A 26,554-nucleotide genomic window follows, 5' to 3' on the forward strand; every position below is an offset into this window, starting at 1 on the left:
CATGACCCAAGCCCTGCTGGATATCCACGTCGAGCGCAAGACGTTCGCCGCCACCACCGTGCTCAATAATATCCACCTGCAGCTGCAGCCCCGGGAAACCGTGAGCCTGCTGGGGCCCAGCGGCTGTGGCAAAAGCACCTTGCTGCGCATCGTCGCCGGCCTGGAAAAAGACTTCGAAGGGCAACTGCTCAGCCACACCGAACAACTCGCCTTTGTGTTTCAGGAAGCGCGATTGATGCCGTGGCTGACGGTGCAACAGAACATCGGCTTCAGTGATGACGATGATTATGACAAGGCCTGGGTCGCGCAGTTGATCGACGAGGTAGGCCTCAACGGTTTTGCCGACGTCTTGCCCAAGGCGTTGTCCGGCGGCATGGCGCAACGCGTGGCGATTGCCCGCGGCCTGTACTCGCGACCGCGGGTGCTGTTGCTGGACGAACCCTTCAGCGCGGTGGACGCCTTCACCCGGATGAAACTGCAAGACCTGTTGCTACAACTGGCCGAGCGGCACGCCATCGCCCTGCTGCTGGTGACCCATGATGTGGATGAGGCGCTGTACCTGAGTGACCGGGTATTGGTGATGGACAAACGGCCCAGCAGCATTCGCCAGGAGCTGACGGTACAGCTGGACCATCCGCGGGATCGACGCGACCCGTTACTGGCGCAGCTCAAGGCGCTGGCGCTGACTGAATTGCAGCGTGCGCATGTGATTTGAACAGGCGTCCAGCCAGCAGTGGCCGGCATCACCTGCCCAGCGTAGCAAGCCCGATCAATGCAGGATCTGGCTCAGGAACAACTTCGTACGGTCATTCTGCGGGTTGTCGAAGAAGTCATTCGGCGCGGCCTGTTCGACGATTTCGCCCTTGTCCATGAAGATCACGCGGTTGGCCACGGTGCGGGCGAAGCCCATCTCGTGGGTCACGCAGAGCATGGTCATGCCGTCTTCGGCCAGACCGATCATGGTGTCCAGAACCTCTTTCACCATTTCCGGGTCGAGGGCCGAGGTCGGCTCGTCGAACAGCATGATTTTCGGTTTCATGCACAGGGCGCGGGCAATCGCCACGCGCTGTTGCTGACCGCCCGAGAGCTGGCCCGGGTACTTGTGCGCCTGTTCCGGAATGCGCACGCGCTCCAGGTAATGCATGGCGATTTCCTCGGCCTTGCGCTTGGGCATCTTGCGCACCCACATCGGCGCCAGGGTGCAGTTCTGCAGGATGGTCAGGTGCGGCAACAGGTTGAAATGCTGGAACACCATGCCGACTTCACGGCGGATCGCTTCGATCTGCTTGAGGTCGTTGGTCAGCTCGACACCGTCGACCACGATGCGGCCCTGCTGGTGCTCTTCCAGGCGATTGAGACAGCGGATGGTGGTGGACTTGCCGGAACCCGAAGGGCCGCACAGCACGATACGCTCGCCCTGCCTGACGTTCAGGTTGATGTCTTTCAACACGTGGAACTGGCCGTACCATTTGTGGACAGCCTCCATGCGGATCACGCCGTCGGTGCCCACAGGCCCGGTGATCAGTTCATTCATCACAAACTCCCATGCTGCAGGCCCGCTCATGTCGAGCAGTGACCTGAAATATCTGCGCTCTAATGAAGGACGGCTTGCAGGAACTGTCGCGTCCGCGCTTGTTGGGGCGCGGAAAATATCTGCGACGGCGGCCCCATCTCGACAATCCGCCCTGCGTCGAAAAATATCACCCGGTCCGCCACTTCCCGGGCAAAGCCCATTTCGTGGGTCACGACAATCATGGTCATGCCTTCGGCGGCCAGCCCCTTCATCACGTTCAGCACGTCGCCAACGGTTTCCGGGTCCAGCGCCGAGGTGGGCTCATCGAACAGCAGCAGCTTGGGCTTCATGGCCAAGGCACGGACGATCGCCACGCGCTGTTGCTGACCACCCGACAGTTCGGAGGGGTACCCGTCAGCCTTATGCCGGAGTCCGACGCGGTCCAGCAGTGCCAGCGCAGCGCTTTGGGCCTCGGCCTTGGTCGCGCGCTTGAGCTTTACCGGCGCCAGGATCATATTGGCCATCACCGATAGGTGCGGGAACAATGTGTAGTCCTGGAACACCATGCCCACCTCCTCCCGCAACTTCGCCAGTGCCTTGCGATCACCCGCCTTGATCGACTCGCCACTGCCGATCACCACACTGCCAGCCGAGGGCACTTCGAGGCTGTTGAGGCAGCGAATGAAGGTGGATTTTCCGGAGCCGCTGGGACCGATGATCACCACCACTTCGCCTTCGGCAACATCCAGGTTTACACCCTTGACCACTTCATGGTCACCGAACCGCTTGTGCAACCCACGTACCGTCAACATGCTTTTCATAGTCCCGCCCGCGCCCGGGTCGCCGCCTGCAGACGTTCATGGGCAGCCGCCAGGCGATCACGACGGGCCTGGTTGGCTTGACGCTCGGTGGCGATTCTGGCGTTAGCGCGCAGCAGGCTCGGTTTGAGTGACGCCATCGACGGACCGCCCGCCGAAATCCGCGCCTGGACGTTGGCGGTCGGATCAAGGCAGTCGCGCACCTTCTGGGCCGGCAGGTTCAGTGCATGCCCCAGCTGCTCCAGGGCACAGACATCGACCATCGCGCTATCGATCTGGTGCGCCAGCATGCCCGCATCCATGGCCATGCGCACGACCCCACCGACAACATGATGGGCCTCGCGGAACGACAGGTCCGCTTCCTGCACGATCAGGTCGGCCAGGCCGGTGGCGGTTGAAAAATCCTCGCCCGCCCGGCGTACCGCCAGCTCGATATTCGGCGTCGCGGTGCGCAATACCAGATCCAACAGTTTCAGGCAGCGCAGGCTTTCTTCGGCGGCCTCCCAGAAGCCACGGATGCCCTCGCGATTACCGTCGCCGGTATGGGAGAAATTGCTTCCCTTGATGCTGATGCTCGCCCCCATCAGCAGGCCGACGATATGCCCGCTGCGGCCTTTGAGGTACTCCAGCACCGTGGGGTTTTTCTTCTGGGGCATGATGCTCGACGTCGCGGCCACGCTGTCGGGAAAGTCGATCAGGCTGAATTCGTGAGTGCTCCAGACGAAATAATCCTGGGCCACGCGGCTCCAGAACACCGCCAACAGGCTCAGGTGCGACAGGCTTTCGAGAATGAAATCCCTGGAGCCGACCGCGTCCAGGGCGTTGTCCAGATAGCCGTCGAAACCCAGCAGTTCGGCCGTGCGCCCCCGGTCGATGTTGAATGGCGTCCCGGCAAAGGCCGCCGCGCCCAGCGGACTCTGGTTCATCGATTCCAGGGTCTGGGTCAGGCGCTTGCAATCGCGCGCCAACGCCTGTTCCACCGCCGACAGGTAATAGCCATAGGTGATCGGCTGCGCCGGTTGCAGATGGGTATAACCCGGCATCACCACATCGGCGAACACTTCGGCGTTGTTGACAGCTGTCTGGCGGACTACCAGTAATGCCTCGACCAGGTCCATCAGCACCTCACGGCAGCGCAGCCGGTCGAGCGTGGCGAGGATGTCGTTGCGGCTGCGCCCGGTGTGCAGGCGCCCGCCAATGTCGGTGCCAATTTGCCCGATCAGGTGGGCCTCGTAGTTGAAGTAGGCATCCTCACGGGACGGATCGAGGGCCACCTCGCCAGGCCCGGCCTTCTCCATTTCGAGCACGCCCCTGGCCAACACGGCGGCGTGCTCATCCTTGATCAGGCCTTGCTCGGCAAGCATCACGATGTGGGCCTTGTTGATATTGCCCAACAGCTCGAAACCCTCGGCGAAGCCCTGCAGGCGCGGCCGATAGATGTACTCGTTGACTTCCGGCGCGGTGGCTTCCTTCAGACGCCGGCTGACTTTGGATGCTTGCATGTTGAAACCTCTTCAGGAGTGGCACGCGTCACTGGGCGACCCAGCCGACGTTCGAGATAACGGCTGAGCCAGCTCAGCAGGGAACAGATGACGAAATACACCAGCAACACCAGGCCGTAGACCGTGAACGCAGGGCTCACGCCGGTCATGACGGTGTCCCGTTCGATGATGATCTGGCCGACCTTGAGGAACTCGCCGACACCCACCAGCGCCCCCAGGGACGTGGCCTGTACCAGCATGGTCAGCAGGCCGGTGTACGCCGGAAGGATGGCGCGCATCGACTGTGGCGCGATCACGTAGAGATAGATTTGCCAAGGCCGCAGGCCCAGTGCCCAGGCGCTTTTCCATTGGTGGCGCGCCACCGACTCCAGGCCACCGCGCACGATCTCGATGCCGTTGGCACTGCCCCAGAGAGTCAGGCCGGTGGTCACCGCCACGAACGGGCTCAAATCCAGGCCCAGCATCGGCGCGCCGAAAAAGATGAAGAACACGTTGACGATCAACGGGATCGAACGAAACAGCTCGACGTAACCATGGATCGTCCACTGCAACAGACGATTCTTCAGCGTCGCCAGCACCCCGAGAACGACGGAGATCAGGGTAGTGAACAGCAGCACCACCAACGCCAGGCGCAAGGTCATCCACAGGCCCTTGCATACGAAGGCCCAGTTTTCGATCAGAAAATTCATACCGGCCTCAGTGTTGGAAAGGTCGTTGCAAGCGGGCCGAGAGCCGTCCCGTCAACAGCGCCAGGATCCCCACCAGCGCCAGGTAGATGACGCAAATGGCGCTGAACATTTCGATGGCACGAAAATCCGTGGCAATGCGATCCACCGCGACGAAAGTCAGTTCGGCCAGGCCGATGGCCTGCAGGTAGGACGAGTTCTTGAGCAACGAAATGGCCGTGTTCAACATGGCCGGCAAACTGGTCCGAAAGGCGATCGGCAAGGCCACCAGGCAAAAGTAATGACTGGGCTTGAGGCTCAGCGCCACGCTGGCTTCACGCATGCCGTGCTCCACGGTCGCCAGCCCTCCCCGCACGTTCTCGATCTGATAGGCCCCGGCCCAGAGCGACAGGCACAACACCCCCGACCAGAACAGCGACAGCCCCATGCCGATGGCGGGCAACCCATAGAAAATGAAGAACAACTGCACCAGGATCGGCGTGTTGCGGATCAGTTCCACGTACAACGCCACGACCTGCGCCAGCACCGGCACTTTCATTACCCGCGCCGCGCCGCCGAGGACACCCACGAGCAATGAGCAACCGATGGCGAGCACCGACACGCGCAACGTCATCTGCACGCCATCGAGCAGCGCCGGCCACTGGGCCAACAGATAATTGAAGTCAAAATCCATGGTGACGTCCGCTCAAAGGGCTTCGGCAGGCTTGGGCTGCTCGAAGACGCTTATGTAGTAGCTCTGGATGCCCTGGGGCACGAACTGCTGGATCCAGCCACGGAACAGTTTTTCCTCATGCATGCGCGCGATGGCGGCGCTGAGGTAGTCGCGCCATGCCTCGTCGTTCTTGCGCACGCCGATCGCCGCATCGGAAATCTGGAACGGCTCGTTGAGCAAGCGCGCGTCCTTGTCATTGTCTGCCACCACCACAAGCGTCGCCGCATCATGGGTGTAGGCATCGGCGCGGCCCTGGCGGAAGGTCTGCAACGCATCGGCGGCGCTGTTCATGCGCAAGGTCTTGACCCCTGGCATGTGGTCTTCGAACCACTTGGCCTGCACCGAGCCCTTGAGGGTGGCGAGGGTCTTGCCGTTGAGGTCGGCGATTTTCCTGATCGGGCTGTCCTTCTTCACCACCACGTCGCTGGCGCCCCACCGATAAGGCGTGGTGAAGTCGATGACGCGCAGGCGTTCAGGGGTGACGCCCAAGGTCGCGATCAGGAAATCAACCTTGCGCCCGAGCAATTGCGGGACGCGGTTTTCCGCCGTGACGCAGGTGAACGTCACCTTGTCTTTCGAGCCCAGCGACCACAGCGCGATCTGCCTGGCCATCTCCACTTCGACGCCGGCGAACTGGCCACTGCTGTCCTGAAAACCGTAGGGCGGTTGGTCGCAACGCACGCCGGCACGCACCTGGCCGGCCTCCTTGATCTCATCGGGAACCGCAGGCAATCCGCTTGCCCGGGCCTGGGCAACGCCACCCAGCGTCAGGCACGAGAACGCCAGCGCACTGCCAAGAATCTTGAATGAAAACGACATGATGCCTCCTGGTTTACCTATCGGTATCGAGCGGCTGAGGCGGCACGACACCGTGAAAATACAAGGGCAGAAATGAGATAAAGAGCGGCGTTTTTTTATGCTTATGACTGCCGTATGCTCGAACCGCATCGCCGTTCCCGCCTTCGCGCTCACGTCGATGGAAAGATTTATAAAGCCTGTGGCTCATGCAAACAAATGACAATTCATCAGTCATTCATACCAAATTGATATGGGACGCCATGAACTTCAAACAAGTCGAAGCCTTTCGCGCAGTCATGTTGAGTGGCTCGATGACCGCCGCGGCCGAGTCCCTGCATACCTCCCAGCCCAACATCAGTCGTTTGATTGCCCAACTTGAGCGCAACGCTGGTTTCAAGCTGTTCGAACGGGTCGCCGGACGCTTGCTACCCACCGATGAGGGGGCCGCGCTGTTCGCCGATGTCGAGCGGGCGTTCATCGGGCTGCACAGCCTGGAGAAAGCCGCGCAGAACATCCGCCGCGTCGGCACGGGGCGCTTGCGTATCGCCGCGGTCCCCTCCCTGTCGCTGACAGTGTTGCCTCGCGTGATCCAACGCTTTCGCCAGGAGAACCCGGACGTTGCGATCTCGCTCCATACCAACGACTCACCGATGGTTGCCCATTGGACGGCCTCGCAATTTTGCGATCTGGGGCTGGTGTCCTACGTCGGCGAGGACATGCCGGGGGTGGCGACCCGGTTGATCTGCGACGTGCCAGGCGTGTGCATATTCCCCAAGGGTCATCGCCTGAGCGCACTGGCCTGCGTCGGACCGGAGGATCTCAAGGGCGAGGAATTCATTTCTCTGTCGCAAAACGACGGCTCTCGTGCCCGGGTCGACCGGGCGTTCCCCGAAGACCGGGGCCATCGGAAACTGAGCCTGGAAACGCCCTACGCCGCCACGGTTTGCTCGTTGGTGGGTCTGGGCCTGGGCGTCAGCATCGTCAGCCCGATCGTGGCGCTGGAGTACCTGCATACGGGCATCGAAATTCGCCCCTTTCGCCCACAGATACGCTTCTCGACCTACCTGCTGCTACCGGCAGACAGGCCGCAAGGCTTGCTGACACAACGGTTCGGTCAACTGATTCATGAGATGCTCACTGCCGTTGCGAAGGATTGGCAGTGAGCGGCGCCGTCGTGGCCTGGGCACTGCCATGGGCAGAACCAACCTGGACCCGCAACGCAATCAGCAATGCGGCCAGCAGCATCAGCACAGCCGCCGCGACGAATACGCCGGCGCTGCCACCGAGGCTGAACATCGCACCGCCAGCGGCGGCGCCCGTTGCGATGGCCGACTGCACGGACGCCACCACCATGCCCCCGGCGCTTTCCGCCTGATCAGGCACCGCGCTGGCGACCCAGTTCGACCACGCCACCGGCACACCGCCAAAGGCCAGGCCCCAGATCGCCAGCAGCACCGCCTGACCCGGCACCGAGGCCGGCAACAGCACCAACGCCAGTGCGGCAACGCCTACCAGCGCCGGCATCAATACCAGGGTGGCCAGCGGATGACGCTCAAGCAGCCAACCGGCCAACAGCGTGCCGGCGAAGTTCGCCACACCGAAACCCAGCAGCATCAGCGACAGCCCTTGCGCGTCGATGCCGGTAGTCCCTTCGAGAAATGGCCGGACATAAGTGAACATCGCGAAATGTCCGCTGTGCACCAGCACGCAAGCGAACATGCCCATGGCGATGCCCGGGCGCCGCAACACTTCAAGTACAGTGCGCAGGCGTGCCGGCTTGCGTGGCGCAAGGCGCGGCAGCGTGAACGACTGGAAAGCCAGGGTCACCACACCTACCGCCGCCGCTGCAAAGAACGCGCTGCGCCAACCATACAGGCCGCCCAGGTAGCTGCCCAGCGGGACCGCAACCACCGTCCCGATGGCGATGCCGCTGAAAATGATCGAGAGCGCTCGCGGCAACGAAGCCGCCGGTACCAGGCGCATCGCAACCGCTGCCGCCATGCTCCAGAACCCGCCAAGGGCAATCCCCAGCAAGATCCGCATCAGCAACAGCACCGCGAGGCTGGAAGAAACGGCGACCAGTAGATTGGATGCGATCATCAACGTGGAAAAACCCAGCAGCACCCAGCGGCGATCGATGCCGCGGGTCAGGCCAGGCACCAACAGGCCAGCGAACAACGCGACCACGGCGGTCACCGTTACCGCCTGGCCAGCCAGCGCTTCGGACACTCCCAGGTCGATCGCCATCGGCGTCAACAGGCTGGCCGGAAGGTACTCGGCGGTCAGCAATCCGAACACGCCCATTGCCAGCGAGAAAACGGCCATCCACGCGGGGGTTGTCGGCTCCACATCCGGCCCGACGCCGGAACGGCTGCCGGGTACGGCATTACACACACAATCAGTCATTACACGGATCTCCGAATTTCATTGCGACCCGCAGTCTAGGCGCGCGAACCCGGATGATCTATGATCGAAAACCTCGACTTTTTGACCGAAACACCTGAACCATGCCCACCGATCAGTTTGCCCTCTCCTCGGATCTCATCAACGAGCTGTTGCGCGGTATGCGCCTGCGTGGTGTCGAGTACCGGCGTATCCAGGCCGGTCCAGCCTTCGGCCTGGGCTTCGCTGCCAAACCCGGACACGCCTGGTTCCACTTCCTGGCGGTCGGCAATGCACTGCTGCGGATGGAAGACGGAACCACCTATGCGCTGTCGGCCGGCAATGCCGTGTTCATTTCCCATGGGGCGGCCCACCAACTGCTGTCCCATGTGGACGCGCCGGTTCAGGACATCGATCGCCTGGACGGCGCTCCCCTCGGCGATGCCGTCAGCGCGGTGAATACCGGAAACGATGCCAGCCCCACGCCGACGACCATTCTGTTCAGCGGCTGCATGGAGTTTGAACTGGGCAGCATCCATGGCCTGGGCAGGCTGATGCCGGGCCTGATGCTGATTGATGCCGGCGGCCAGCGATACCCCGGACTGATGCCTATCCTGACCACCATGGAACGCGAAGCCAGCGCCGCACGTGTCGGCTTCGCCGGCATCCTCGCGCGGCTGGCCGACGTGGTGGCCGCCATGGTCGTGCGCGGTTGGGTGGAGTGCGCCTGCGGCAATGCCTCTGGCCTGGTCGCCGCATTGCGCGATCAGCGCCTGGCCAACGCACTTCTCGCGCTCCATCAACAACCGGGCCGCGACTGGACCGTTGCGCAGCTGGCGGAACAATGCAATACCTCGCGCTCGGTCTTCGCCGACCGTTTCCAGGCGACTATCGGCATGGCCCCGCTGCGCTACGTCACCGAACTGCGGATGCGGCTCGCGAGCCAGTGGCTGACGCTCGAAAGGCTGCCGATCGAAGAAGTGGCGCAACGCCTGGGCTACACCTCCCAGGCCGCTTTCAGCCGCGCATTCAAGCGCGTTACGGGCAAGACGCCTGGGTTGAGTCGTCAGTCGAGGCAGTCGGCTCTCTAGCCTTGACAGGCGGATAGGACGACGTGGTTGATTTTTCACGTCGGCAGTAACGAAAGTGATATGCAGCGCAAACGCGTAGTTGTCATTGGCGCGGGCATCGTGGGCGCGTCAGTGGCCGATCGCCGCTGAACGAGCTGTCCGTCGCGGTTGCGGAAGGCTATCTACAAGGATCTCCGCTCTATGATTGTTGCAACGGCGTTATGGACGGGATCATAAATGCTGTGACTGAAGGTAGTGGATCGAACGCCGCTTTTGGCCGGTTGGTGCCCTTCGCAACCGGTGACTTTCGGCCAGAAGTAGACGTATTGCTGCTCTTTAAGCAAAGCTTAAGGACCGAAATATCAGCCCGCTACTCGGCAGTCCCAAGCCCAGGGATGCCTAGGGCACCCAATATAATCAAGGAGAGATGGATGCACCTCAATCAAAAGCCCAGTCAATGTATCTTGCTGGCCGGCGTGTTGGTCATTAGCGGTTGCACTTCGTTTTTGCAGGGCAAGCAGTATGTCGTTCCCGCCCCCGGTGAACCCTCCGCAACGGTTCGCCTCAAGGCTGGAAATGGTGCGAGACTGGATGCCATGACGTTCAGCGACAATGGATGCTATGCGGGTTACACCATCCTGCCCTCTAACGGCGACCATATCGAATCTCGGGTCGCCGTTAATAAGGAGCTGATCCTGACCTATGGGCGGGTGGCAGGAGGCAGCGTTTGCCAGATACCGTTCTCTTTCACTCCACAGAACGGCGCCACGTATACCTTGGTCCAAGGCTCTTGGAGCAAGCCCAGGACAGGCATTCTTCCTATCTTCAATCGCGACGAATATTTTTGCGGCGTAGGCGTCGTCAAGAAAGTCGGCGACCAGGAAAGCGTCGAACCCATTCAACAGCTGCAAATCAAGACTGGGTTCGCATGCCTGAAGTTCGTTAAAGAATAGGGACACCGCACGGCATCCGTTGCGAGTTGGATACCATCACGGGCGGATAACGCCCTCCCGGGCAACGACACCGATTACCGACCACTGTTCTGCAGCGAAAGCGGTGAAAAGCGCTGAAAAGGGGGACAGATTTGTTGGCTGGAAATAAATCTGCCCCTTTTTAAGGCTGCTTGCCAATCTCATCGGCCAGAATGTCATGCTTCCTGCGTCAACCGAACCTTTGCCCCCAAGCATCGTCCGAGCTTAAGCGTTTAAGCTAACTGCTCGCCACGAGGTTTCCGTTTGAAAGCTGCCATCGTCAAAAATTATCGTCTGATCGTCAAGACCATGGGCTACGTGGGCTGGGCTTTGTTCTGGTTGTTGCTCTGGGACATCGCCGTCACGGTGGACTTCATGCTGTTTCTCAACGCCAAGTTGAACCTGCCGCTGATGCCGCTGACCTTGCTCGGCTCGGCGTTGGTGGTGTTGATCAGTTTCCGCAACAGCAGTGCTTACAACCGCTGGTGGGAAGCACGGACGCTGTGGGGGACGATGATCAACAATTCACGCAGCTTCGCCCGTCAGGTGCTGACGCTGCTGGACGACCCCGGCAGCGAGGTGAATCCGGTCAAGTCGACCCTGTTGCGTCGCCACGTCGCTTATGTGAATTGCCTCGCCGCGCATCTGCAAGGCCAGCCTTGTCCCGAGGAGGTGCGGGCGTTTATTCCGGACGAAGAGTTTGCCCGCAGTGGCACGACCAATAACTTTGCCAACGATATCCTCACCGGCTCGGCGACGTTGCTGGCGCGCGAATACAAGGCCGGACACTTGGACAGTATTCGCCTGGCGCGTCTTGAGTCGACGCTGGTGGACCTGTCCAACAGTCAGGGCGGCATGGAGCGGATCGCGAATACGCCGCTGCCCTATCCTTATGTGTATTTTCCACGGCTGTTTATTTCGCTGTTCTGCCTGATTGTGCCGGTTGGACTGGTGGAATCCCTGGGCTGGTTCACGCCGCTGGCTTCGACCGTGGTTGGGTTCATGCTGCTGGCCATCGAGCGCATCGGCACCGATCTGCAAAGCCCGTTCCGCCACAGCGAACATCAGATTCAGATGGATGCGCTGTGCGAAACCATCGAAAAGAACCTGCAGTCGATGCAGCGCGATTCGCTGGGTGATGTGCGCAGGATTGAAGAGAACGCTTGAAGAAAAACTCTGTAATGGCCCCTCAAGTCATCAGTGTTGTTGAACTCGCAGCGCTACTTCACATAGCCACTGGCGCAACAGTTGGGCTGCCTCACCCAGCACCACATCTTTGGCCTGTACCAAATAATAGCCCTTGCCAGTCTTCAATACAGCGTCAACGACAGGTACAAGAAGGCCTTGCTCCATGTCGTCCTCAACCAGCCATGGGCTGGTGAGCACCAAACCTTGATCGCGCCGCGCCGCGTCGATTGCCAACTCGGACTGATCGAATTTGAGACTGCTGGAGAAGCTATCGGGGGACATGCCGACCGATGATAGCCATTGAGACCAGTGGGCATGAGAAGTCGTATAAAGCAAGGTTGCTCCCGGCAGACAATCAAGGTCATGCAACTGGAGCCGTTCGCGGTAGGCCGGGCTGCAATAGACCCTTACCTCGTCTGGCAAGAGCAGTTCTGCGTGCACGTCACTGGCATATCCATCGAAATGGCGCACTGCCAGGTCGCAGGCGGCCTCATTGAAATCCACGGTATCGGTAGATGCACTCAGGTGCAGTCGCACTTCTGGATAGCGCTCGGTGAACAACGGCATGCGTTTTGCGAACCAGGACTTGGCGAACGCCGGCGGCAGACTCAACCGTACCTGCCTGTCTCTAAGACCCCGGACCGCCAGGTTGGCTGTCTCCAGCTGGCGAAGAGCCGGCTTCACCTGCTCCCAGTAGCTCAGAGCCTCCGCCGTTGGTTGCAGCCTGCGCACACTGCGTACGAACAGTGGCGTGCCTAGCCAACCTTCCAGTTTGCGGATCTGTTGCCCGACTGCTCCCGGCGTTACGAACAACTGGGTTGCAGCGACGCTGACGCTGCCAGTGCGCATGACCGCGTCGAAGCAAGCGATAGCCTTGAGGGGCGTGTCAGCTCTCATGACGTAGTTTTTCTCTTCTATAGATCGAAAACACATGATTTGTAGCGGCTTGCGTACATTCCCACAATCGAATTTCGCCACAGCGCAGAGCGAATTCCGATTTCCAAAGGAAAAACCAATGCCGATCGTCCGGCAGGTGGCCGGCCGTACCCAACCGAGTGAGGAATAAATGGTTGTCCAAATCATCAGCAATAAAAGGTGCCAATAAGTGAGGAAGTCAGTAGACGGGGCTGCCACGGCGGTGATGGTGCTGCTGTGCCTCATTTGGGGCGCCCAGCAAGTGGCAATGAAGGCGGTTGCTGGTGACATGGCGCCTATTATGCAGGTCGCCGTTCGCTCCGGAGTCGCTGCAGCCTTGGTCTGGTTGATCGGAAAATGCATCATGCGGGAGATGTGGTTGCCAAGTGTCTGGTGCCGCTCCGGGCTGGTCGTGGCCGTTCTGTTCGCCAGCGAATTTCTGTTTATCGCGCAAGGGCTACGCTGGACAAGTGCTTCACATATGGCGGTTTTCCTTTATACAGCGCCCTTGTTCGCCGCCATTGGTCTGCATCTACGCTTGCCGGAGGAGCGCCTTAGCGCGACTCAATGGTCTGGTATGTCTCTGGCGTTCGCAGGGATTGCCATCACCTTCCTCATGCCACGGGACGGGACAGCGATTCAAATCACCAATGCAAACAGCCTTCTGGGTGACCTGCTGGGCTTGTGCGCGGGTGCTACTTGGGGATTTACGACGGTAGCGGTGCGTACCAGTCGCCTTAGTGAAGCTCCGGCAACCCAGACCCTGTTTTACCAACTGGCAGGGGCCTTTCTCTTTCTGCTGCCTATAAGCCTGGTAGCAGGCCAAAGCTCGATGACTTTCTCTACCGGCGCAGTGGCCAGCCTGGTTTTCCAGACATTAATCGTGTCAGTGGCAAGCTACTTGATCTGGTTCTGGATGCTTCGTCGCTACTTCGCAGCTCGTCTTGGAGTGCTGGCCTTCATGAGTCCGCTGTTTGGCGTACTGATGGGTTATCTGTGGCTCGGAGAGCAAACGAGCTCCGGATTTCTGCTGGGCGCAAGCCTGACTATTGTCGGCCTGCTCGTAGTGAATCTCAGCAAAGCGGTTGGGCAGACAGGGGATGATAAAAGTTGCCCGACACTGGAAAATCGCAAGGAGAAGATGCAGTCATGAAGGCGTGTCCAGGCATGCCGAATCACCCCTTGCTGTGCCTGGCCTCCAGCTTGTTGAACGTCACCTGCCCGCCTTCGCTCTTGTAGCCGGTATTATCCAAGGTGTATGCGCCAGCCTTGAAATACAGCTGTTTGCCCTGCCAGCTTTTGCTGAGCTGCCTGCCCCACCGATTTCCTTGCGAAATCACATGCAGGTAGCCCGCCGAGCTCAAACGAACCTCGTAGGTGAACCGCTTGTTCAACTCGACATCCTCGACAATCACCACCTTGGTGTCCGTACTGCCCGGCTTGAGGCGATAGTTGGCAATCACGCTGCCGGTCTTCCTGGCTTTATCGTAGACATATTCGACCTTCAACAGCGGGCCCTTGCCCTGGTAGGTATGAATCTGGCCGATCACCACCCTGCCTTCCGACGGCACCTGGTTGACGGACAGGCTGGCCGTCATCCGGTGATCCGCTTCGGGGTACGTCCAGTTGCGCAGCTCACCGTTCTTGTACGTCTCGCGAAGTTCACTACGGGGAAACTCGGATCTTGACGTAGTCCCGCCCGTCACCGGCGCCCAGAAAAACAACGTATTGCCGGAGCGGAAATACGCATCCGAGTAACCGTCCACCAAGCGTGGCGTCTCGATGACTCGGGCAGGCGTGCCGACCGGGATGGTCAGGTTCCAAGTGCTTAGATCGATCATGGCATGGGCTCCCTGATGGGTCGTGGCTCAATTTGCAGGTATGGCAAAAGCCCTTGTGGACAGGACTTCTGTCGGGCAGTGCCAAAAACCTCCCTTCGTTCCATAAAGTGGCAACCTGATTGAGCCCTGTCTATAGTTTTCGGCGCCAGATAGCTACCGGAGGCATGGACATGAGTCAGAGCATTTCGCCCGCCGCTTCAGTTGCGCGGAACACCGGCATGGTAACCACGACCTTATGGGGCTCGGACACCGTCGCAGGTATTACGGTCGATCCGGACGGTGCCATCTGGCTTGGCGCCTACAGTCGCCTGGGATTAGGAGGCGAAGAGGATTCAGGCTTCACCGGCAGCCTGGTCCGGTTCAATGCCGACGGTAGCCTGGATCGCAACTTCAGTGGAGACGGTAAGTCCCTCCTCCCTGTGTCGCTCGATATCGAGGACGGTGGTAACGCTGCGGTGCAGCCGGGAGGGGGCTACCTGGCGGCGCTCTACGTGAAAGTGGGCGATGCCTGGGTTTCGGGTGTAAGCCGTACCTTGGCTGACGGCAGCCTCGATACCAGTTTCGGGAATGGCGGCACCGCGACGGTGCCTTTCTATTGGAATGACGATCTAGGCCAGCAAGCGTCGTTCTCCGTACAACGCGACGGCAGCTTTTTCGCAAGCGCCGGGTATCCCTCCGGGGAGATCCATATCGCTCGCTTCGACGCGACGGGGACCTTGGTCTCGTCTTTCGGCGAGGCTGGGGTCCTGCACCTGCCAGCGTCCGTGGGCATTCAACCCGGCAGCGCGATCGACGTTTCGCTGCAGGGAGACGGGAAGGTATTGGTCACCGGGCGAGATACCCTGACTCGCCTCAATCCGGACGGCACTCTGGATAGCAGCTTTGCGCACGGGGGCAGCCTCGCCCTGGATGTTCACCCAGACGCCCTCGTCATCCAGGATGACGGCAAAATCCTGCTGGCGGGCGCCTCGGGCGGCGTGGCGAGCGTCATCCGCCTCAATGCCGACGGCTCGCTCGACAGCGGTTTCGGTGATCAGGGTAAGGTGAGTTGGGGCTCACAAAGCGCTCCTTTCGCAGTCGCCGACATGATCGTGCTGGCCAACGGCAAGCTATTGATTGGCGGAAGCCAAGGGACGAGCGCGGACGGCTATCTGGCCGCCTTGGTTCAGTTGAACCCCGACGGTAGTCTGGACCTCGGCTTTGGCAATCCCGACGATGGCTATCACCACCTTGACGGTGGCCGCGAGGATGACTTCCTGCTCGGTACCGCCTCGTTCGACGACGCGATCTCTGGCGGGGCCGGTGACGATCTGCTCGATGGCCAGCAAGGTCGTGACCTGCTGACGGGCGGCGCCGGGGCCGATACGTTCCGTTACCAGTCAGCCGCAGACAGCTACCGAACCGCAACCACGGCCCATAGCGACCGAATCACCGACTTCGACCCCAGCGCCGATACGATCGACCTCTCCTCCCTCGGTTTCCTCGGCTGGGCAATGGACATGACGGAACGCTGGCGATACGAGTCAATGAAAGCGGGACCCGGACCTACCTCAAGAGTTTCGAGGCCAACGCGGATGGGGAACGCTTCGAAGTGATCTTCGACGGTAACCTGGGCCAGACGCTGAATGAAACCAACATCCTGTTTCAGCAAGCCAGGTTGATAGGCACCGACGGGGCTGATCGTCTACAAGGCAACGCTCGCGGCGAAATCATCGAAGGATTCGCCGGAGATGACCGCCTTAATGGCGCGCTGGGGAATGATGTATTGGTTGGCGGAAATGGTCGGGACCTATCGGCGGGTGGCGGCAACAACGATGTATTCCGCTTCGACGCTTTGAGCGACAGCTACCGTACCGCCACCGAAAACCACACTGATCGCCTGATTGACTATACCGGTGAAGACACGATCGACTTGTCCGCCTTGGGCTTCACCCGACTGGGAAATGGTTACAACAGCACGTTGGACGTGGTTTTTAATCAAGCCAAGAACCTGACTTACCTGAAGAGCTACGAAGCCGATGCATCTGGGGCTCGATTCGAATTGAGCCTGGCAGGGGATCACTCCGGTTACCGCGACTTGAACATCATCTTCGCCGAGTCTTTGGAGGAAGACGTTTTTCAATTGGTTGGAGTGGTTGACTCCTTGGTGTGAAACGCAAGCCTGGATAGTTCCTGTCTTAGGCAGTTAGCACTCCTGACGCGGGAATGTCATCCAACGGAACAGGTCGCTCTTGGTTGCTCTCGCAGTCGTTCTTTCGCGTAACGAAGCTTAACGTCATCCGATGCGCAAATTTACTTCAACGCAGCTACCACGGCATCGAAGAATACCATCGGGTCGATCGGCTCTTTGTCCACCGGCTTGGGCTGGGCACCGAAGGTGACGATCACGACGTTATTGGCAGGGTTGACGTAGATGTTCTGGCCCTGGATACCGACCGCCGAATAGGCGCCGTCTTTCACCGACGGCTCGGTCCACGCCGTCCACCACATGTAACCGTAGTCCAGGGACTTGCCGCCTTTGAGGGTGGTCGGCAGCGTCGCCTCCTTGACCCAGCCTTCGGGGAGAATCGAGGTGCCATTGATCTTGCCGCCGTTCATGAAAAACAGCCCGAAGCGTCCATAATCGCGCAGTGTGGCGCTGATACCACTGCCACCGATTTCCACGCCGTCAGGCGAATCGAGCCACCACCGGGCATCACTCTCCATACCGAACGGCTGCCAGATCTTCTGCGATAGATAATCGGCCAGCGGCATCTTCACAGCGCCACGGACGATCTCGCCGAGTACCTGCGTTTCGCCAGTGCTGTAAGTGTTGGCCGTGCCGGGCTCGGCCGCTCGCGGCAAACTTGCCATCAAGGCCATGGCCGAATGCGGTTTCTGCGATATCTGCGCCTTGAGTAGCGCGCGACGATCGGACGCCGGATCGGTGTAGGTCTCGTTCCACTTCACGCCCGAAGACATCATCAGCACGTTGCGCACGGTCACGCCTTCATAGGCGCTGCCCTTGAGCGCGGGAACGTAATCCACCACTTGCGCATCAAGGCTCTTGATAAGGCCGTCTTTGATCGCTGCAGCCGCCAGCGTGGAGGTAATGGACTTGGCTATCGACATCGACATCCATCGGGTTTTCTCGGTGTTGCCTCGCTGGTAGGTCTCGAACACGATCTTGCCGTCCTTGAGCACAAGCATCGCCGTAATGCTGTCCAGTGCGACGAAGTCATACAGGTCGTACTTTTTGTCTCCGACAGTGAAGCGAACGTTGGACAACTGTTTGTCTGATTTCGGCAGCGCATACGGGTGATCGCCGGCTTTGATCCTGTGGGTAGGGAACAGCCGGTCGATGTTGCGGTAGGTACTGACCGCCAGATCGGGGAGCATGGCGCCGTCATAGATCTGCTCCACGGTGCCAATCGGTTCCTGGGCGTGGGGATAATCCTCAGCCCATGCGCCCGCGGTGCCCCCCGCAGCGAGCAGACCGAGCGAGAGAAGCAGCGAGCGACCAGCCGCAGCCACACCAAAAATAGCGGATGAGTGCATAACCTATCCTTATTTCGATTTGCTATTCACGCACGTCAAGACACGCGCCCGCATGAACCATAGCCTACTCATTGAAATCACGCCCGGGCTGAAGGACGCTGCTGTTGCAGAAAAGGCGACAGATTTATTTGCTGGAGATAAGGCTGCCCCCCTTTTACCGCCTTTTACTATCAGCATCCATCGGTCGTTCAAGCGAGGCCGCCCCCCCCGGCCATGGGTTTCGATGAAGAGTTCGGAGATCTACATCCCTGGCCTCACCCGATAGTTCGTAACACTTTGTCATTACATAATTCCGTTCCGTTGATGGTGCAAACGCTACCAAGTCCCAGCATTTTAAGAACAACAGTTGGGTTTATCGGAAGTTTCTTACAGACCCTAGAAGTTGCATACTCAGCAATACCTTTGTAACTGGACGAATAATGTTTCACGATGTGCAAGTCACATGCTAGCCTTCGTAGGCGCTCAGGATTTTATTCCACACGGCGCTTAAGGACGAAATTTATATATTTTCAGGAGATAACTATGGCTATGGCTATTGTTAAGGGCGACAACAGCGACAATAACTTGTCGGCTATTGAAGCTTCTTTCATGTATGGTTTCGGAGGAAACGACACCATAAATGGAAGTAATTTCAATGACATCATTGAAGCAGGAACAGGCAATGATGTGATATACGCCAATGCTGGAAACGATATGGTAATCGGCAACGAGGGATCTGACCGATTATATGGAGGGGATGGAGACGATTTTATTGTCGGAGACAATACTCTCGATGCTACCGGAGCTGGAAACGACTCCCTATCCGGTGGCGCCGGCAATGATCGTTTACATGGCAACTACGGCAATGATGATTATCGTTATTCCGTGAACTCGGGGGTTGATATCATCAATGATGGTCTCACGGCAGCCGGAATCGCGGGCTACGGCGGCGGAACTGACACGCTTGGATTTTCCAACGCAACTTTTAACGATATCTATTTTCAGCACCTCGCCTCCAGTAATGATCTTTTGTTATTTACATCGGCCGGCGTGGACGAAAATGGATCGATCCAGCACGGCGTTATCATTCAAGACTTCTACTTGAATGATGAAAACACCAATATTGAATATTTGACGGACAGCACTGGCGCCAAATTTGATCTATCCCAACTATTGACTCCTGACGAAACTTCGTACACCGATTCCTCTCTGCATAGTTTGGTATTGGCGTAACTTTCCAGCGGCAGGCATTATTTAAACAAAGGAGATATATTTTACATGGACATTTCAAAAGGCATAAGTTTAACCACAAATATGTCGCGCAGCATTGCAGACATGAACCTTTCGCCAGTGAAAGTGACTGATGATTTCGCTCGTAGGTTACGGGAGATTGATGAAGGCGCTCGCAAGGCGGAAGCGATAGAACGAGGTGAAATTCGGTTTGTTGCTGACAACGACCCCGAGAACGCGGTTCAAACTGTTATGAAAGGCAACCAGGTTGTTGCCACAATCTATAAATCCGGCGTAGTAACAATTTCCGGTGAGTTCGCCGGACATATAGGCAACCTCAGTCTTCCTGAATCAGGAGCGATGCGCGCCAAAGTAATAGCAGAGGCTGTGGGCGGAAAGATTGTAGATGTATCTCCCGACTCTCGCTCTTCGAAATTTCCGTTTTCAACAATCGTATAAGAGAAGATTTTCTGGATACCCGCACACCGCGCTAAAAAAAAGCCCAGCTTCGGCGGGGCTTTTTTTTGAAATCTTCGAAGAAGAGAGGTTGCCATGCAGAAGGCTATCGTTGCACTGCAAGACAAGATTGATTATTACCGTGCCCTTGAGGCCAAGGGAGTCGTCCAGCACTGACTGAACGGGCCCACCGCAGTGGGCCCGTTCATGCTATTGCAGGCCAAGAAACAGCGCAGACGTCCAGACCCGTGACTGATCCCGCTGCCGGGCACAGATGAACAACGGATGTTCTCGCCCAGCTTCAAGTCCCAACCGCGCCAGTTCGATGCTGCCCTGCAACTCACGGGGCAACAGCGCAGCGGTCATCCGTTCCAGGGACATTTTCAACTCCGCGCCGGGCAAAATTTCAACCACTTGCGATTGCGCCAGCAGTTTTTCGCCGGTGAGCTCCATGACCACCGTCGGCGCATGTACGTATGGTTGCGGTTCGGACGGGTCGCCAACCTTGACGTAGTTGTCGATACGGCTGTGAATCTGCAGCGTCGCGCCGGCCAGTTGCGACAGGTCGATTTCGATGCTGTCGGTATCGCCATTGGTGTCGGTGCGAAACGCCAGGACCGTTGCGTCCTTGCGCCATACGGTCTGCTCGGGATGATCGAGGCCCATGGCGCGAAAGCCGTTGATGACTGCGCCAGTGATACGGATTTCGCCGGACCAGTAGGCGCCGCGATAGCGATCCTTGATCCGTGCGCCGCCCAGGCGCAGGCGAATGCGTTGTGTGCTGTAGCCCAGTTCCTGGTGCAGGTTGCGTGACCAGACCAGTTGGTCGCCGTCGAACAGATCGACCTGCTCCCAGCCCGCCTCGCCCAAGAGTCGATAATCCAGAATGGCATTCGAATCGGCGGTGAAGACTTCGCCCATGAAGTGCTTGCCCTGGCGCAGGCTGGCGAACGAGCGCTCGCCGGTCGTGGCGAAGGTGCGACGGGCGCGCAGGGCCTTGCCGACACTGGCGCGGTCGAAAGCCTCGGCGACCACGCCGGTCAGCCCGCCACGGGAGCCGAACACTGCCGTCGCTGGAACGCCACCACCGCAGCGGCCTTGATGCTCGTCGCTGTTCGCCGCGGCGCCGACCCGATAGCCACGCTGCAGCGCTTCGGCGTAGACCCAATGGAACTGGCCCCAGGCCGAACCGACTTCGATCAGCCGTTCGAGCTCCGGGTGATGCCAGTCGAGGTTGCACCGACGGCCGCCGACGTGGGGCATCATCAGATGGCCTTCGGGGTCCTTGGCATAGGCGGCGTACAACTCGTCCACCGGCCAGGCGCCGGGCTTGATGGTGCCGGCGGTGAACTCGTTCCATTCGAAGGAGCGCACCAGTCGGCCCTGATTGTCGAAGGGGAATTCGGGTTTGCGGTCATGCAGGAACACGACGTTGCGGTCGCCACCGGCGCAGGAGTTACCGCACCATTCGGTGCCGGGATAACACACGAATCGGCCCGGCTCATTGAGTTCATGGATCAGCTTGACCGCTTGGTCCCAGCGCTGCTCGGTGATGTTGAAGTCGTTGGCGGTGTAGCCGAGTACATCGAGCCCGGCGACATCGCGGCCGTAGCTGAGGTTGTACAGGGTGTCGTTGGTGCCCACCGTGTCATCGGAGTGCACATGCAGGTCGGCATAGAGTGGGCGCAGCGTGATACCGGCAGGGTCGACAGTGACGAAGGCCAGGGCGCCGTCGACAAAAGGTGCTGCCACCTCAGCGGACAGACGCCACTCACCCACGGCGCCGAGATCAAGCGCCTCGATACGGGCCGTCGCCCAACCTTCGCAGGCCAGCGTGAACGGCCGTTGACGCTCGCCGCCCTCCGGGTCAAGCAAGGTCAGCACACCCTCGAGCGGCAAGTTCCGGCAGGTATTGCCCCAGGCATCGTCCACCCGCAACAGCACATCGAATGCCTCGCCGGCGCTGACCAATCGCGGCACGATCACTTGCACACGCTGCGCCGGTCCCGGCACGATGTCCACCAAGGGATCGCCCGGCACCTCGGCAAATTTCGAGCTGCCCAACGGGTCGATGAACAGGCGGAAACGGAAGTCCTTTTCGACGAAACTCTGCACCCGTGTCCCTGCTCCGCCCTGCCGTCGATCGCCCAGGCGGATGATGACTTTATCTCCAGGGTTCAGGTAGCCGTCGATGATGTCGATGATGATCGCTTTCTGGAACGGCCGTTCGTGGCCCTTCTGGTCGAAGCGCACTTTCAAGTGCTGCACCGTGGCCTGGCTCTGGCCGGGGACCAACTCACCGGCCTGGTATTCGGCGCTGACGTAGTTCGGACCGGCCGGGTTCGAGGTCTGGAACAAGGCCCAGTCGGAATAGAACTTGAAGGCCAGCTTGAGCCACGCACCGTCGGCCAAGCCGCTGCCACCGACCTCATAGACCAGGGTGATTTCATCCCACTGCCCGGCGACCAGCGTGTCACGGTCGCAGTGGACGCTGCCCAGGAATGGACGTTTCTTGTTGCGCTCGTACAGGCCTTGCGGGGCGATGTAGTGCCCGGCTTCGCGTGGATCGAAAACGTTACTCACATGACACCTCGTGCAGTGGTCCACTGAAGGGTTCGAATACGTGGGGCGATGCTTATTGCACGCGCCATTTCTGGTAATGACGCTCGATGCGCCGGAACACGAAGCTTTCCATGAGCCAGGCGATCAGGCCGATCACGACGATGCCCAGCAGCACCTGACTGCTGTTGCCGATCTGCCCGCCGGTGGAGACCATCCAGCCGATGCCTTGGGAGGCGCCGATCATTTCCGCCGCGACCAGCGCTCGCCAGCCCTGGCTGAAGCCGATGCGCAAGGCGGCGGTCACAAACGGCAACGAAGCCGGCAGATAGACATGGGCCAACAGCTGCCAGGCGTTGGCGCCCAAGGTTCGCGCCGCACGAACTTCACCGCCGCGAATGCTTTGCACGCCCTCCTGGATCGTCACCGCCATGGGGAACATCGCGGCAATGAAAATCACCAGCACGATGGAGACATACCCCAGGCCGAAAATGATCATGATCAGCGGCGCCCAGGCAATCGGCGGAATAGCCATGAACAGACTGTTGAGCGGCGAGATGAAATCGCGAAAGCGCGAAGACAGGCCAGCGGCCGTGCCCAGCAAGGCCGCCACGATGACCGCCGCGCAAAAACCACCCAGCTCTTCCAGCACGCTGGCTTGCAGGTGCTGCCACAGCGAACGATCCCCAAGCCAGCGCAGCGCCTCGCGGGCAACGTCCCAGGGCTGCGGCAGGATGTAGGTGGGAAAGCGGCTCGCCAGGGCGATCCAGATCAACAACAGGAATGGCAGCGATGCCCATCCCCAATTCGGTTTTGGCAAGGACATGACGGGCTCAGTACGCGGCTTTTTCCAGGTAGGAGGTATCCACGATCTGTTCGGTCTTGAGCGTGGTGTCGATAAAACCCAGGTCATGGGAGTAATTCATCAGGCGCTGGATGAACTGGATGTCCGATTCTTCCAAGTCCGCCGACCAGCCCAGCCGGGTCCGCGCCTGGGCGACGATGGCCTCCGGCGCGATGGTCTTGCCGTCGATGCCCTGCACCGCTTGCAGCTTGAAAGCCTCGGCGATGAGCCGGTTCGATTCGACGGGTTGCTCATTGAGGAAGGCGATCGCCTTGCGGTGGGCACGTAGCAGCTTCACCACGTCCTCCGGGCGCTCCTGCAAGGTTTTTGGCAAGGCGATCACCACGTACCATGGGTACTGGGGCAGCGCCTGGTTGACGTCTAGCAGGATCCGGCTCGAACCGCGCAGCACCGACTGGCTGACGAAGGGCTCCCAGGAAAATGCCGCATCGACGATGCCGCGCTCAAGGGCGGCGTTCATGTTGCCCGGCGGCATGTCGATGATGTCCAGGTCCTTGTCAGGATCGAGCCCGGCCTTTTCCTTCAGGACGTAACCGCGCAGCAGCACATCCATGCCACTGCCCTTCTTGACCCCGGCGAGCTTTTTCCCCTTGAGCGCTTCCAGCTGGGTGATGGGACTCTTGGCGTCGACAATCACCGCGGCCTGGCCGTAATTGACCTTCGCCAGGATCCGGCTTTGCAACCCACGGGAAAACCACTGGTACACCGGCGGGGTGCCGACATAAGCCACGTCCAACTCGCCGGCGGCCAGTGCCTGCTGGATCACCGGGCCATCGCCCAACGCCTTGAGGTCGACATTCAAGCCCTCGTCACGGAAGTAGCCCTGTTTTTCAGCGATCAGCGCCGGAGCGTTGGCCATGGCGAAGACGTAGCCCACGCGCAAGGGTTTCGCCTCACCGGCCACGGCGAAGGCGCTGCCGGCCAACGTGGCGGCAGACAAGGTAAGGGCAAGCAGCGAACGTTTGATCATGCTGTCAGCTCAAGTCGAGGGGTGGGGTAAACCGTGGCGTCGCCCGCGTTCATCACCTGGGCGATACGCGTCATCAGCTCATTGCGGTAATCAAGGAACGCCGGCAGGCGGCGGGTCTTCAGGTTGGTTCGGGGGCGCGGCAGCTGGATCTCCAGTTCGCTGTGAATCCCTCCTGGGGCAATGTTCAGTACGATGACCCGATCGGCCAGGAACACCGCTTCGTCGATGTCGTGAGTAATGAACAGCACCGTCTGGCCCAGCTCGGCCCAAATGCGCAGCGTCTCTTCATTCATGCTGTTGCGACTGATGGCATCGAGCGCGGCGAACGGTTCGTCCATCAGCAACACGCTGGGCTCCAGGGCCAGGGTCCGGGCCAGGGAGACGCGTTGTTGCATGCCACCGGAAAGCTGGTGCGGCAGCCGATGCGCCGCGCTCTCCAGACCGACCAGGCGCAGGTACTGCAAGGCCTGTTCGCGCTGCTGCGATGCGTCGATGCCAGCGCTCATGCGCAGACCGAAACGGACATTTTCCAACGCGCTCAACCAGGGAAACAATTGCGGCGACTGGAACACGTAACCCAACTCCGAACGCTCCGGCCGCACCGCTGTCTGGTTGATGGTGATCTGGCCGGCCTGTGGCTGCATGAAACCCGACAGCAAGTTCAACAGCGTGGTTTTCCCGCAGCCGGATGGCCCGAGAATCGCGACGAATTCACCGGGCTTGGCGTTCAGGCTGAACGAGGAAAACACCGTATGCCCATTGGGGTAACGAAAGCTGATATCAGCGACTGTCAGGGCATCGGCTTGCAGCTGTGGGCGCGGAAGGGTTTTGAGCATGGCAAGTGTCGTCAGGTCGTTTACAATGGCAATGCCTGACATAATACGTATTAATACAAGCAGTCCCAATAACCTATTTTTATAACCTTAGAAGTGAAGGCGCCCTGCCCCACTCAAGGCCATGGAAGCTGACAGTGTCCACCTCCATTCTTCGCGACAGCAGCACCTCGCTCTACGAACAGATTGCCCATCAACTGCTGGAGGAAATCCAGCGCGGCGACTATGAACCCAGCGGCAAGCTGCCGTCCGAGGCGCAGTTGGGCGAGCGGTTCGGGGTGAGCCGCGTTACGGTTCGCCTGGCGGTGGGCAAGCTCAGCGACGACGGCGTGGTGGAACGCAAGCAAGGCAAGGGCACCTTCGTCGCAGCCAAACAGGTACGCCACGGCCTGGATGCGTTGCGCAGTTTTCATGAGGCGTTGTTGCTGCAAGGGCTGCAACCGAGCATGCGGGTGCTCAGCCATGCCCTGGTGCCTGTTCCGGAAGCCATGCGGGGTTTGTTTGAAGCAGCAGACGACTGCCTGCTGCTGGAGCGCCTGCACTTCGTCGATGACGAACCGATTGCTCTGGGACGCAGTCACTTACCGGCGGAGTTGGCCGACGTTACCTGGGGTGAAGTCGAACACCAGCCGATCTATTCCGTCCTCGAATCAATCACCGGCCTCGCGGTCACCCGCGCCGACCTGGCGATCCGCGCTCAGGAAGCCGACAAAAGCCTGGCCAATGCGCTGCAGGTCAAACGCGGCGCGGCGCTGCTGGTCATGGAGCGCACATCCTATTTCGCCGATGGCCGCTGTTGCGACCGCACGACGTTCTACATTCGGCCGGAGCGCTATGCGTTTGTTCTCAGTGGGGTTTTCAAGACCGCTCAGGGCAGTTGATGACCACAGTCCAAACTCGCGGTTATGGATATGGATCCAGGACTATGACGCCTTGCTTCCCTGCGCTCCAATAAAGGCGTGCGCCCCGACTGGTTAACAGTCGGGGCGCAGCCAGGATCAGGCGGGATTTCTTACGCTTGGGCGTTGCTGCACTTTCCCCTGCCAGGCCAAGAGCGCGCTGCACTGATCGGGGATCGCAATACTGGCGAAACCGGCGAAGATCAGCCCGGCATACACGGTGATATCGGCCATGGAAAAATGCTCGCCAGCGATGTATGGCTGGCGACGCAGAATCTGATCGAAATAGTGCATGCCGGCAACCGCTTTGTCGTGCTGACGGTTGCCCCACTCGATACGGCCTTCCCATTCAGGACTCTTGTAGGGCTGCAGAGCGACACCGAGCCCCGGCGTGGCGTGATGAAAGTAATAGCCGACCGGGTCCGCCAGCTCGGACTCCGCGCGCTTTTGCATCATGTGGATGATGGCCTTTTCCTTCGGCGTCTTGCCGGTGAGAGTCGGGTCGCCGTCCAGATTGTCCAGGTACTCGGTGATTGCGGTACATTCGCTGATGTTGGTGCCGTCATCCAGTTGCAGCACCGGGACGGTACCCAACGGGTTGATCGCCAGGAACGCGGGTTGCTTGTGTTCCGCAGCGGGTAGGTCGACCTTGATGAACTCTACTTGCGAGCCCAGACCTTTTTCGGCCAGAACAATACGAATGCGCAGCGGGTTGGGGAAACCGGGGATATCAAAAACCTTCATACGAGCTCCTTAGCTATCTATCTACCTATCGATAGGCATAAGCTACGGCATCGATATTTCCACTGTCAACGTCTATCTATCGATAG

26 protein-coding genes are annotated in these 26,554 nt (G+C 59.6%); 11 read left to right on the forward strand and 15 right to left on the reverse strand.

The window, feature by feature from the left end:
- Position 1 precedes the first annotated feature (1 nt).
- A complete protein-coding gene (locus PSH78_RS15300) occupies positions 2-715 on the forward strand; it encodes an ABC transporter ATP-binding protein (RefSeq protein WP_305495173.1) in 714 nt (237 codons plus the stop codon).
- 54 nt (positions 716-769) lie between these two features.
- Here PSH78_RS15300 and PSH78_RS15305 read toward each other — a convergent pair whose 3' ends face one another.
- Genes PSH78_RS15305 through PSH78_RS15330 form a run of 6 tightly spaced genes read right to left on the reverse strand, consistent with a single transcriptional unit; the run spans position 770 to position 6,050 of the window.
- Positions 770-1,534 (reverse strand): amino acid ABC transporter ATP-binding protein, encoded by a 765-nt coding sequence (locus PSH78_RS15305; protein WP_305495175.1) that lies wholly within the window; start codon positions 1,532-1,534, stop codon positions 770-772.
- Positions 1,535-1,593: 59 nt separating this feature from the next.
- Entirely contained in the window at positions 1,594-2,334 is a 741-nt protein-coding gene (locus PSH78_RS15310) for an amino acid ABC transporter ATP-binding protein (RefSeq protein WP_305495177.1), read from the reverse strand.
- Positions 2,331-3,833, reverse strand: coding sequence for an argininosuccinate lyase (argH, locus tag PSH78_RS15315; RefSeq protein ID WP_305495178.1), 1,503 nt, complete (start codon positions 3,831-3,833; stop codon positions 2,331-2,333). The genes PSH78_RS15310 and argH overlap by 4 nt, the downstream gene beginning before the upstream one ends.
- On the reverse strand, positions 3,803-4,522 hold the full coding sequence (locus tag PSH78_RS15320) for an amino acid ABC transporter permease (RefSeq protein ID WP_305495179.1): 720 nt from the start codon (positions 4,520-4,522) through the stop codon (positions 3,803-3,805). Before PSH78_RS15320 ends, argH begins: the two co-directional genes overlap by 31 nt.
- Before the next feature lie 7 nt (positions 4,523-4,529).
- Entirely contained in the window at positions 4,530-5,192 is a 663-nt protein-coding gene (locus PSH78_RS15325) for an amino acid ABC transporter permease (RefSeq protein WP_305495180.1), read from the reverse strand.
- 12 nt (positions 5,193-5,204) lie between these two features.
- The gene (locus tag PSH78_RS15330) at positions 5,205-6,050 is read right to left on the reverse strand and encodes a transporter substrate-binding domain-containing protein (RefSeq protein ID WP_305495182.1); all 846 of its coding nucleotides are present in this window, start codon (positions 6,048-6,050) and stop codon (positions 5,205-5,207) included.
- Positions 6,051-6,289: 239 nt separating this feature from the next.
- Here PSH78_RS15330 and PSH78_RS15335 point away from each other — a divergent pair, with 239 nt between their 5' ends.
- Entirely contained in the window at positions 6,290-7,192 is a 903-nt protein-coding gene (locus tag PSH78_RS15335; RefSeq protein WP_305495183.1) for a LysR substrate-binding domain-containing protein, read from the forward strand.
- Here the strand turns inward: PSH78_RS15335 and PSH78_RS15340 are convergent.
- Positions 7,164-8,435, reverse strand: coding sequence for an MFS transporter (locus PSH78_RS15340; protein ID WP_305495184.1), 1,272 nt, complete (start codon positions 8,433-8,435; stop codon positions 7,164-7,166). The genes PSH78_RS15335 and PSH78_RS15340 overlap by 29 nt on opposite strands.
- A 101-nt stretch (positions 8,436-8,536) precedes the next feature.
- Between PSH78_RS15340 and PSH78_RS15345 the strand changes: the two genes are divergently transcribed.
- From PSH78_RS15345 to PSH78_RS15355, 3 genes are all read left to right on the forward strand, one after another.
- Positions 8,537-9,502, forward strand: coding sequence for an AraC family transcriptional regulator (locus PSH78_RS15345; protein WP_305495185.1), 966 nt, complete (start codon positions 8,537-8,539; stop codon positions 9,500-9,502).
- Between the two features lie 410 nt (positions 9,503-9,912).
- Complete coding sequence (locus PSH78_RS15350; protein ID WP_305495187.1) at positions 9,913-10,434, forward strand: hypothetical protein; 522 nt, start codon at positions 9,913-9,915, stop codon at positions 10,432-10,434.
- Between the two features lie 282 nt (positions 10,435-10,716).
- On the forward strand, positions 10,717-11,619 hold the full coding sequence (locus tag PSH78_RS15355; protein ID WP_305495189.1) for a bestrophin family protein: 903 nt from the start codon (positions 10,717-10,719) through the stop codon (positions 11,617-11,619).
- 30 nt (positions 11,620-11,649) lie between these two features.
- Here PSH78_RS15355 and PSH78_RS15360 read toward each other — a convergent pair whose 3' ends face one another.
- Positions 11,650-12,801: a LysR substrate-binding domain-containing protein gene (locus PSH78_RS15360; RefSeq protein WP_305495191.1), complete on the reverse strand. Its 1,152-nt coding sequence runs from the start codon at positions 12,799-12,801 to the stop codon at positions 11,650-11,652.
- Here PSH78_RS15360 and PSH78_RS15365 point away from each other — a divergent pair.
- Positions 12,782-13,708 (forward strand): DMT family transporter, encoded by a 927-nt coding sequence (locus PSH78_RS15365; protein WP_305501276.1) that lies wholly within the window; start codon positions 12,782-12,784, stop codon positions 13,706-13,708. The two genes, PSH78_RS15360 and PSH78_RS15365, sit on opposite strands and share 20 nt — an antisense overlap.
- Positions 13,709-13,730: 22 nt before the next feature.
- On the opposite strand, the gene PSH78_RS15370 is transcribed toward PSH78_RS15365, so the two are convergent.
- Positions 13,731-14,396, reverse strand: coding sequence for a polysaccharide lyase family 7 protein (locus PSH78_RS15370; protein WP_305495192.1), 666 nt, complete (start codon positions 14,394-14,396; stop codon positions 13,731-13,733).
- A 170-nt stretch (positions 14,397-14,566) separates the two neighbouring features.
- Between PSH78_RS15370 and PSH78_RS15375 the strand changes: the two genes are divergently transcribed.
- Both PSH78_RS15375 and PSH78_RS15380 read left to right on the forward strand, forming a co-directional pair.
- Positions 14,567-15,991 (forward strand): hypothetical protein, encoded by a 1,425-nt coding sequence (locus tag PSH78_RS15375; protein ID WP_305495194.1) that lies wholly within the window; start codon positions 14,567-14,569, stop codon positions 15,989-15,991.
- A complete protein-coding gene (locus tag PSH78_RS15380) occupies positions 15,988-16,548 on the forward strand; it encodes a hypothetical protein (RefSeq protein ID WP_305495196.1) in 561 nt (186 codons plus the stop codon). Before PSH78_RS15375 ends, PSH78_RS15380 begins: the two co-directional genes overlap by 4 nt.
- A gap of 140 nt (positions 16,549-16,688) precedes the next feature.
- On the opposite strand, the gene PSH78_RS15385 is transcribed toward PSH78_RS15380, so the two are convergent.
- Entirely contained in the window at positions 16,689-17,933 is a 1,245-nt protein-coding gene (locus tag PSH78_RS15385) for a serine hydrolase (protein ID WP_305495197.1), read from the reverse strand.
- Between the two features lie 522 nt (positions 17,934-18,455).
- Between PSH78_RS15385 and PSH78_RS15390 the strand changes: the two genes are divergently transcribed.
- Both PSH78_RS15390 and PSH78_RS15395 read left to right on the forward strand, forming a co-directional pair.
- Positions 18,456-19,145: a calcium-binding protein gene (locus PSH78_RS15390; protein WP_305495199.1), complete on the forward strand. Its 690-nt coding sequence runs from the start codon at positions 18,456-18,458 to the stop codon at positions 19,143-19,145.
- A gap of 45 nt (positions 19,146-19,190) precedes the next feature.
- A complete protein-coding gene (locus PSH78_RS15395) occupies positions 19,191-19,601 on the forward strand; it encodes a hypothetical protein (RefSeq protein WP_305495200.1) in 411 nt (136 codons plus the stop codon).
- Positions 19,602-19,808: 207 nt separating this feature from the next.
- Here the strand turns inward: PSH78_RS15395 and PSH78_RS15400 are convergent, their stop codons facing one another.
- The 4 genes from PSH78_RS15400 to PSH78_RS15415 are packed head-to-tail and all read right to left on the reverse strand — an operon-like array spanning position 19,809 to position 24,828.
- Entirely contained in the window at positions 19,809-22,181 is a 2,373-nt protein-coding gene (locus PSH78_RS15400; protein ID WP_305495201.1) for a hypothetical protein, read from the reverse strand.
- 52 nt (positions 22,182-22,233) lie between these two features.
- Positions 22,234-22,983, reverse strand: a complete 750-nt coding sequence (locus PSH78_RS15405; RefSeq protein WP_305495203.1) for an ABC transporter permease — start codon at positions 22,981-22,983, stop codon at positions 22,234-22,236.
- A 7-nt stretch (positions 22,984-22,990) separates the two neighbouring features.
- Complete coding sequence (locus PSH78_RS15410; RefSeq protein WP_305495206.1) at positions 22,991-23,992, reverse strand: ABC transporter substrate-binding protein; 1,002 nt, start codon at positions 23,990-23,992, stop codon at positions 22,991-22,993.
- Positions 23,989-24,828 carry an ABC transporter ATP-binding protein gene (locus tag PSH78_RS15415; protein WP_305495207.1) on the reverse strand — a complete coding sequence of 280 codons (840 nt, stop codon included), beginning with the start codon at positions 24,826-24,828 and terminating at the stop codon, positions 23,989-23,991. Before PSH78_RS15415 ends, PSH78_RS15410 begins: the two co-directional genes overlap by 4 nt.
- A 134-nt stretch (positions 24,829-24,962) precedes the next feature.
- Between PSH78_RS15415 and PSH78_RS15420 the strand changes: the two genes are divergently transcribed.
- A complete protein-coding gene (locus tag PSH78_RS15420; protein WP_305495208.1) occupies positions 24,963-25,706 on the forward strand; it encodes a GntR family transcriptional regulator in 744 nt (247 codons plus the stop codon).
- 117 nt (positions 25,707-25,823) lie between these two features.
- On the opposite strand, the gene PSH78_RS15425 is transcribed toward PSH78_RS15420, so the two are convergent.
- Positions 25,824-26,468, reverse strand: coding sequence for a glutathione S-transferase (locus tag PSH78_RS15425; protein ID WP_305495210.1), 645 nt, complete (start codon positions 26,466-26,468; stop codon positions 25,824-25,826).
- Positions 26,469-26,554: the final 86 nt, after the last annotated feature.

Origin of the sequence: Pseudomonas sp. FP198, assembly GCF_030687895.1 — a bacterium.
In the GTDB taxonomy this organism is placed as follows: Bacteria; Pseudomonadota; Gammaproteobacteria; order Pseudomonadales; family Pseudomonadaceae; genus Aquipseudomonas.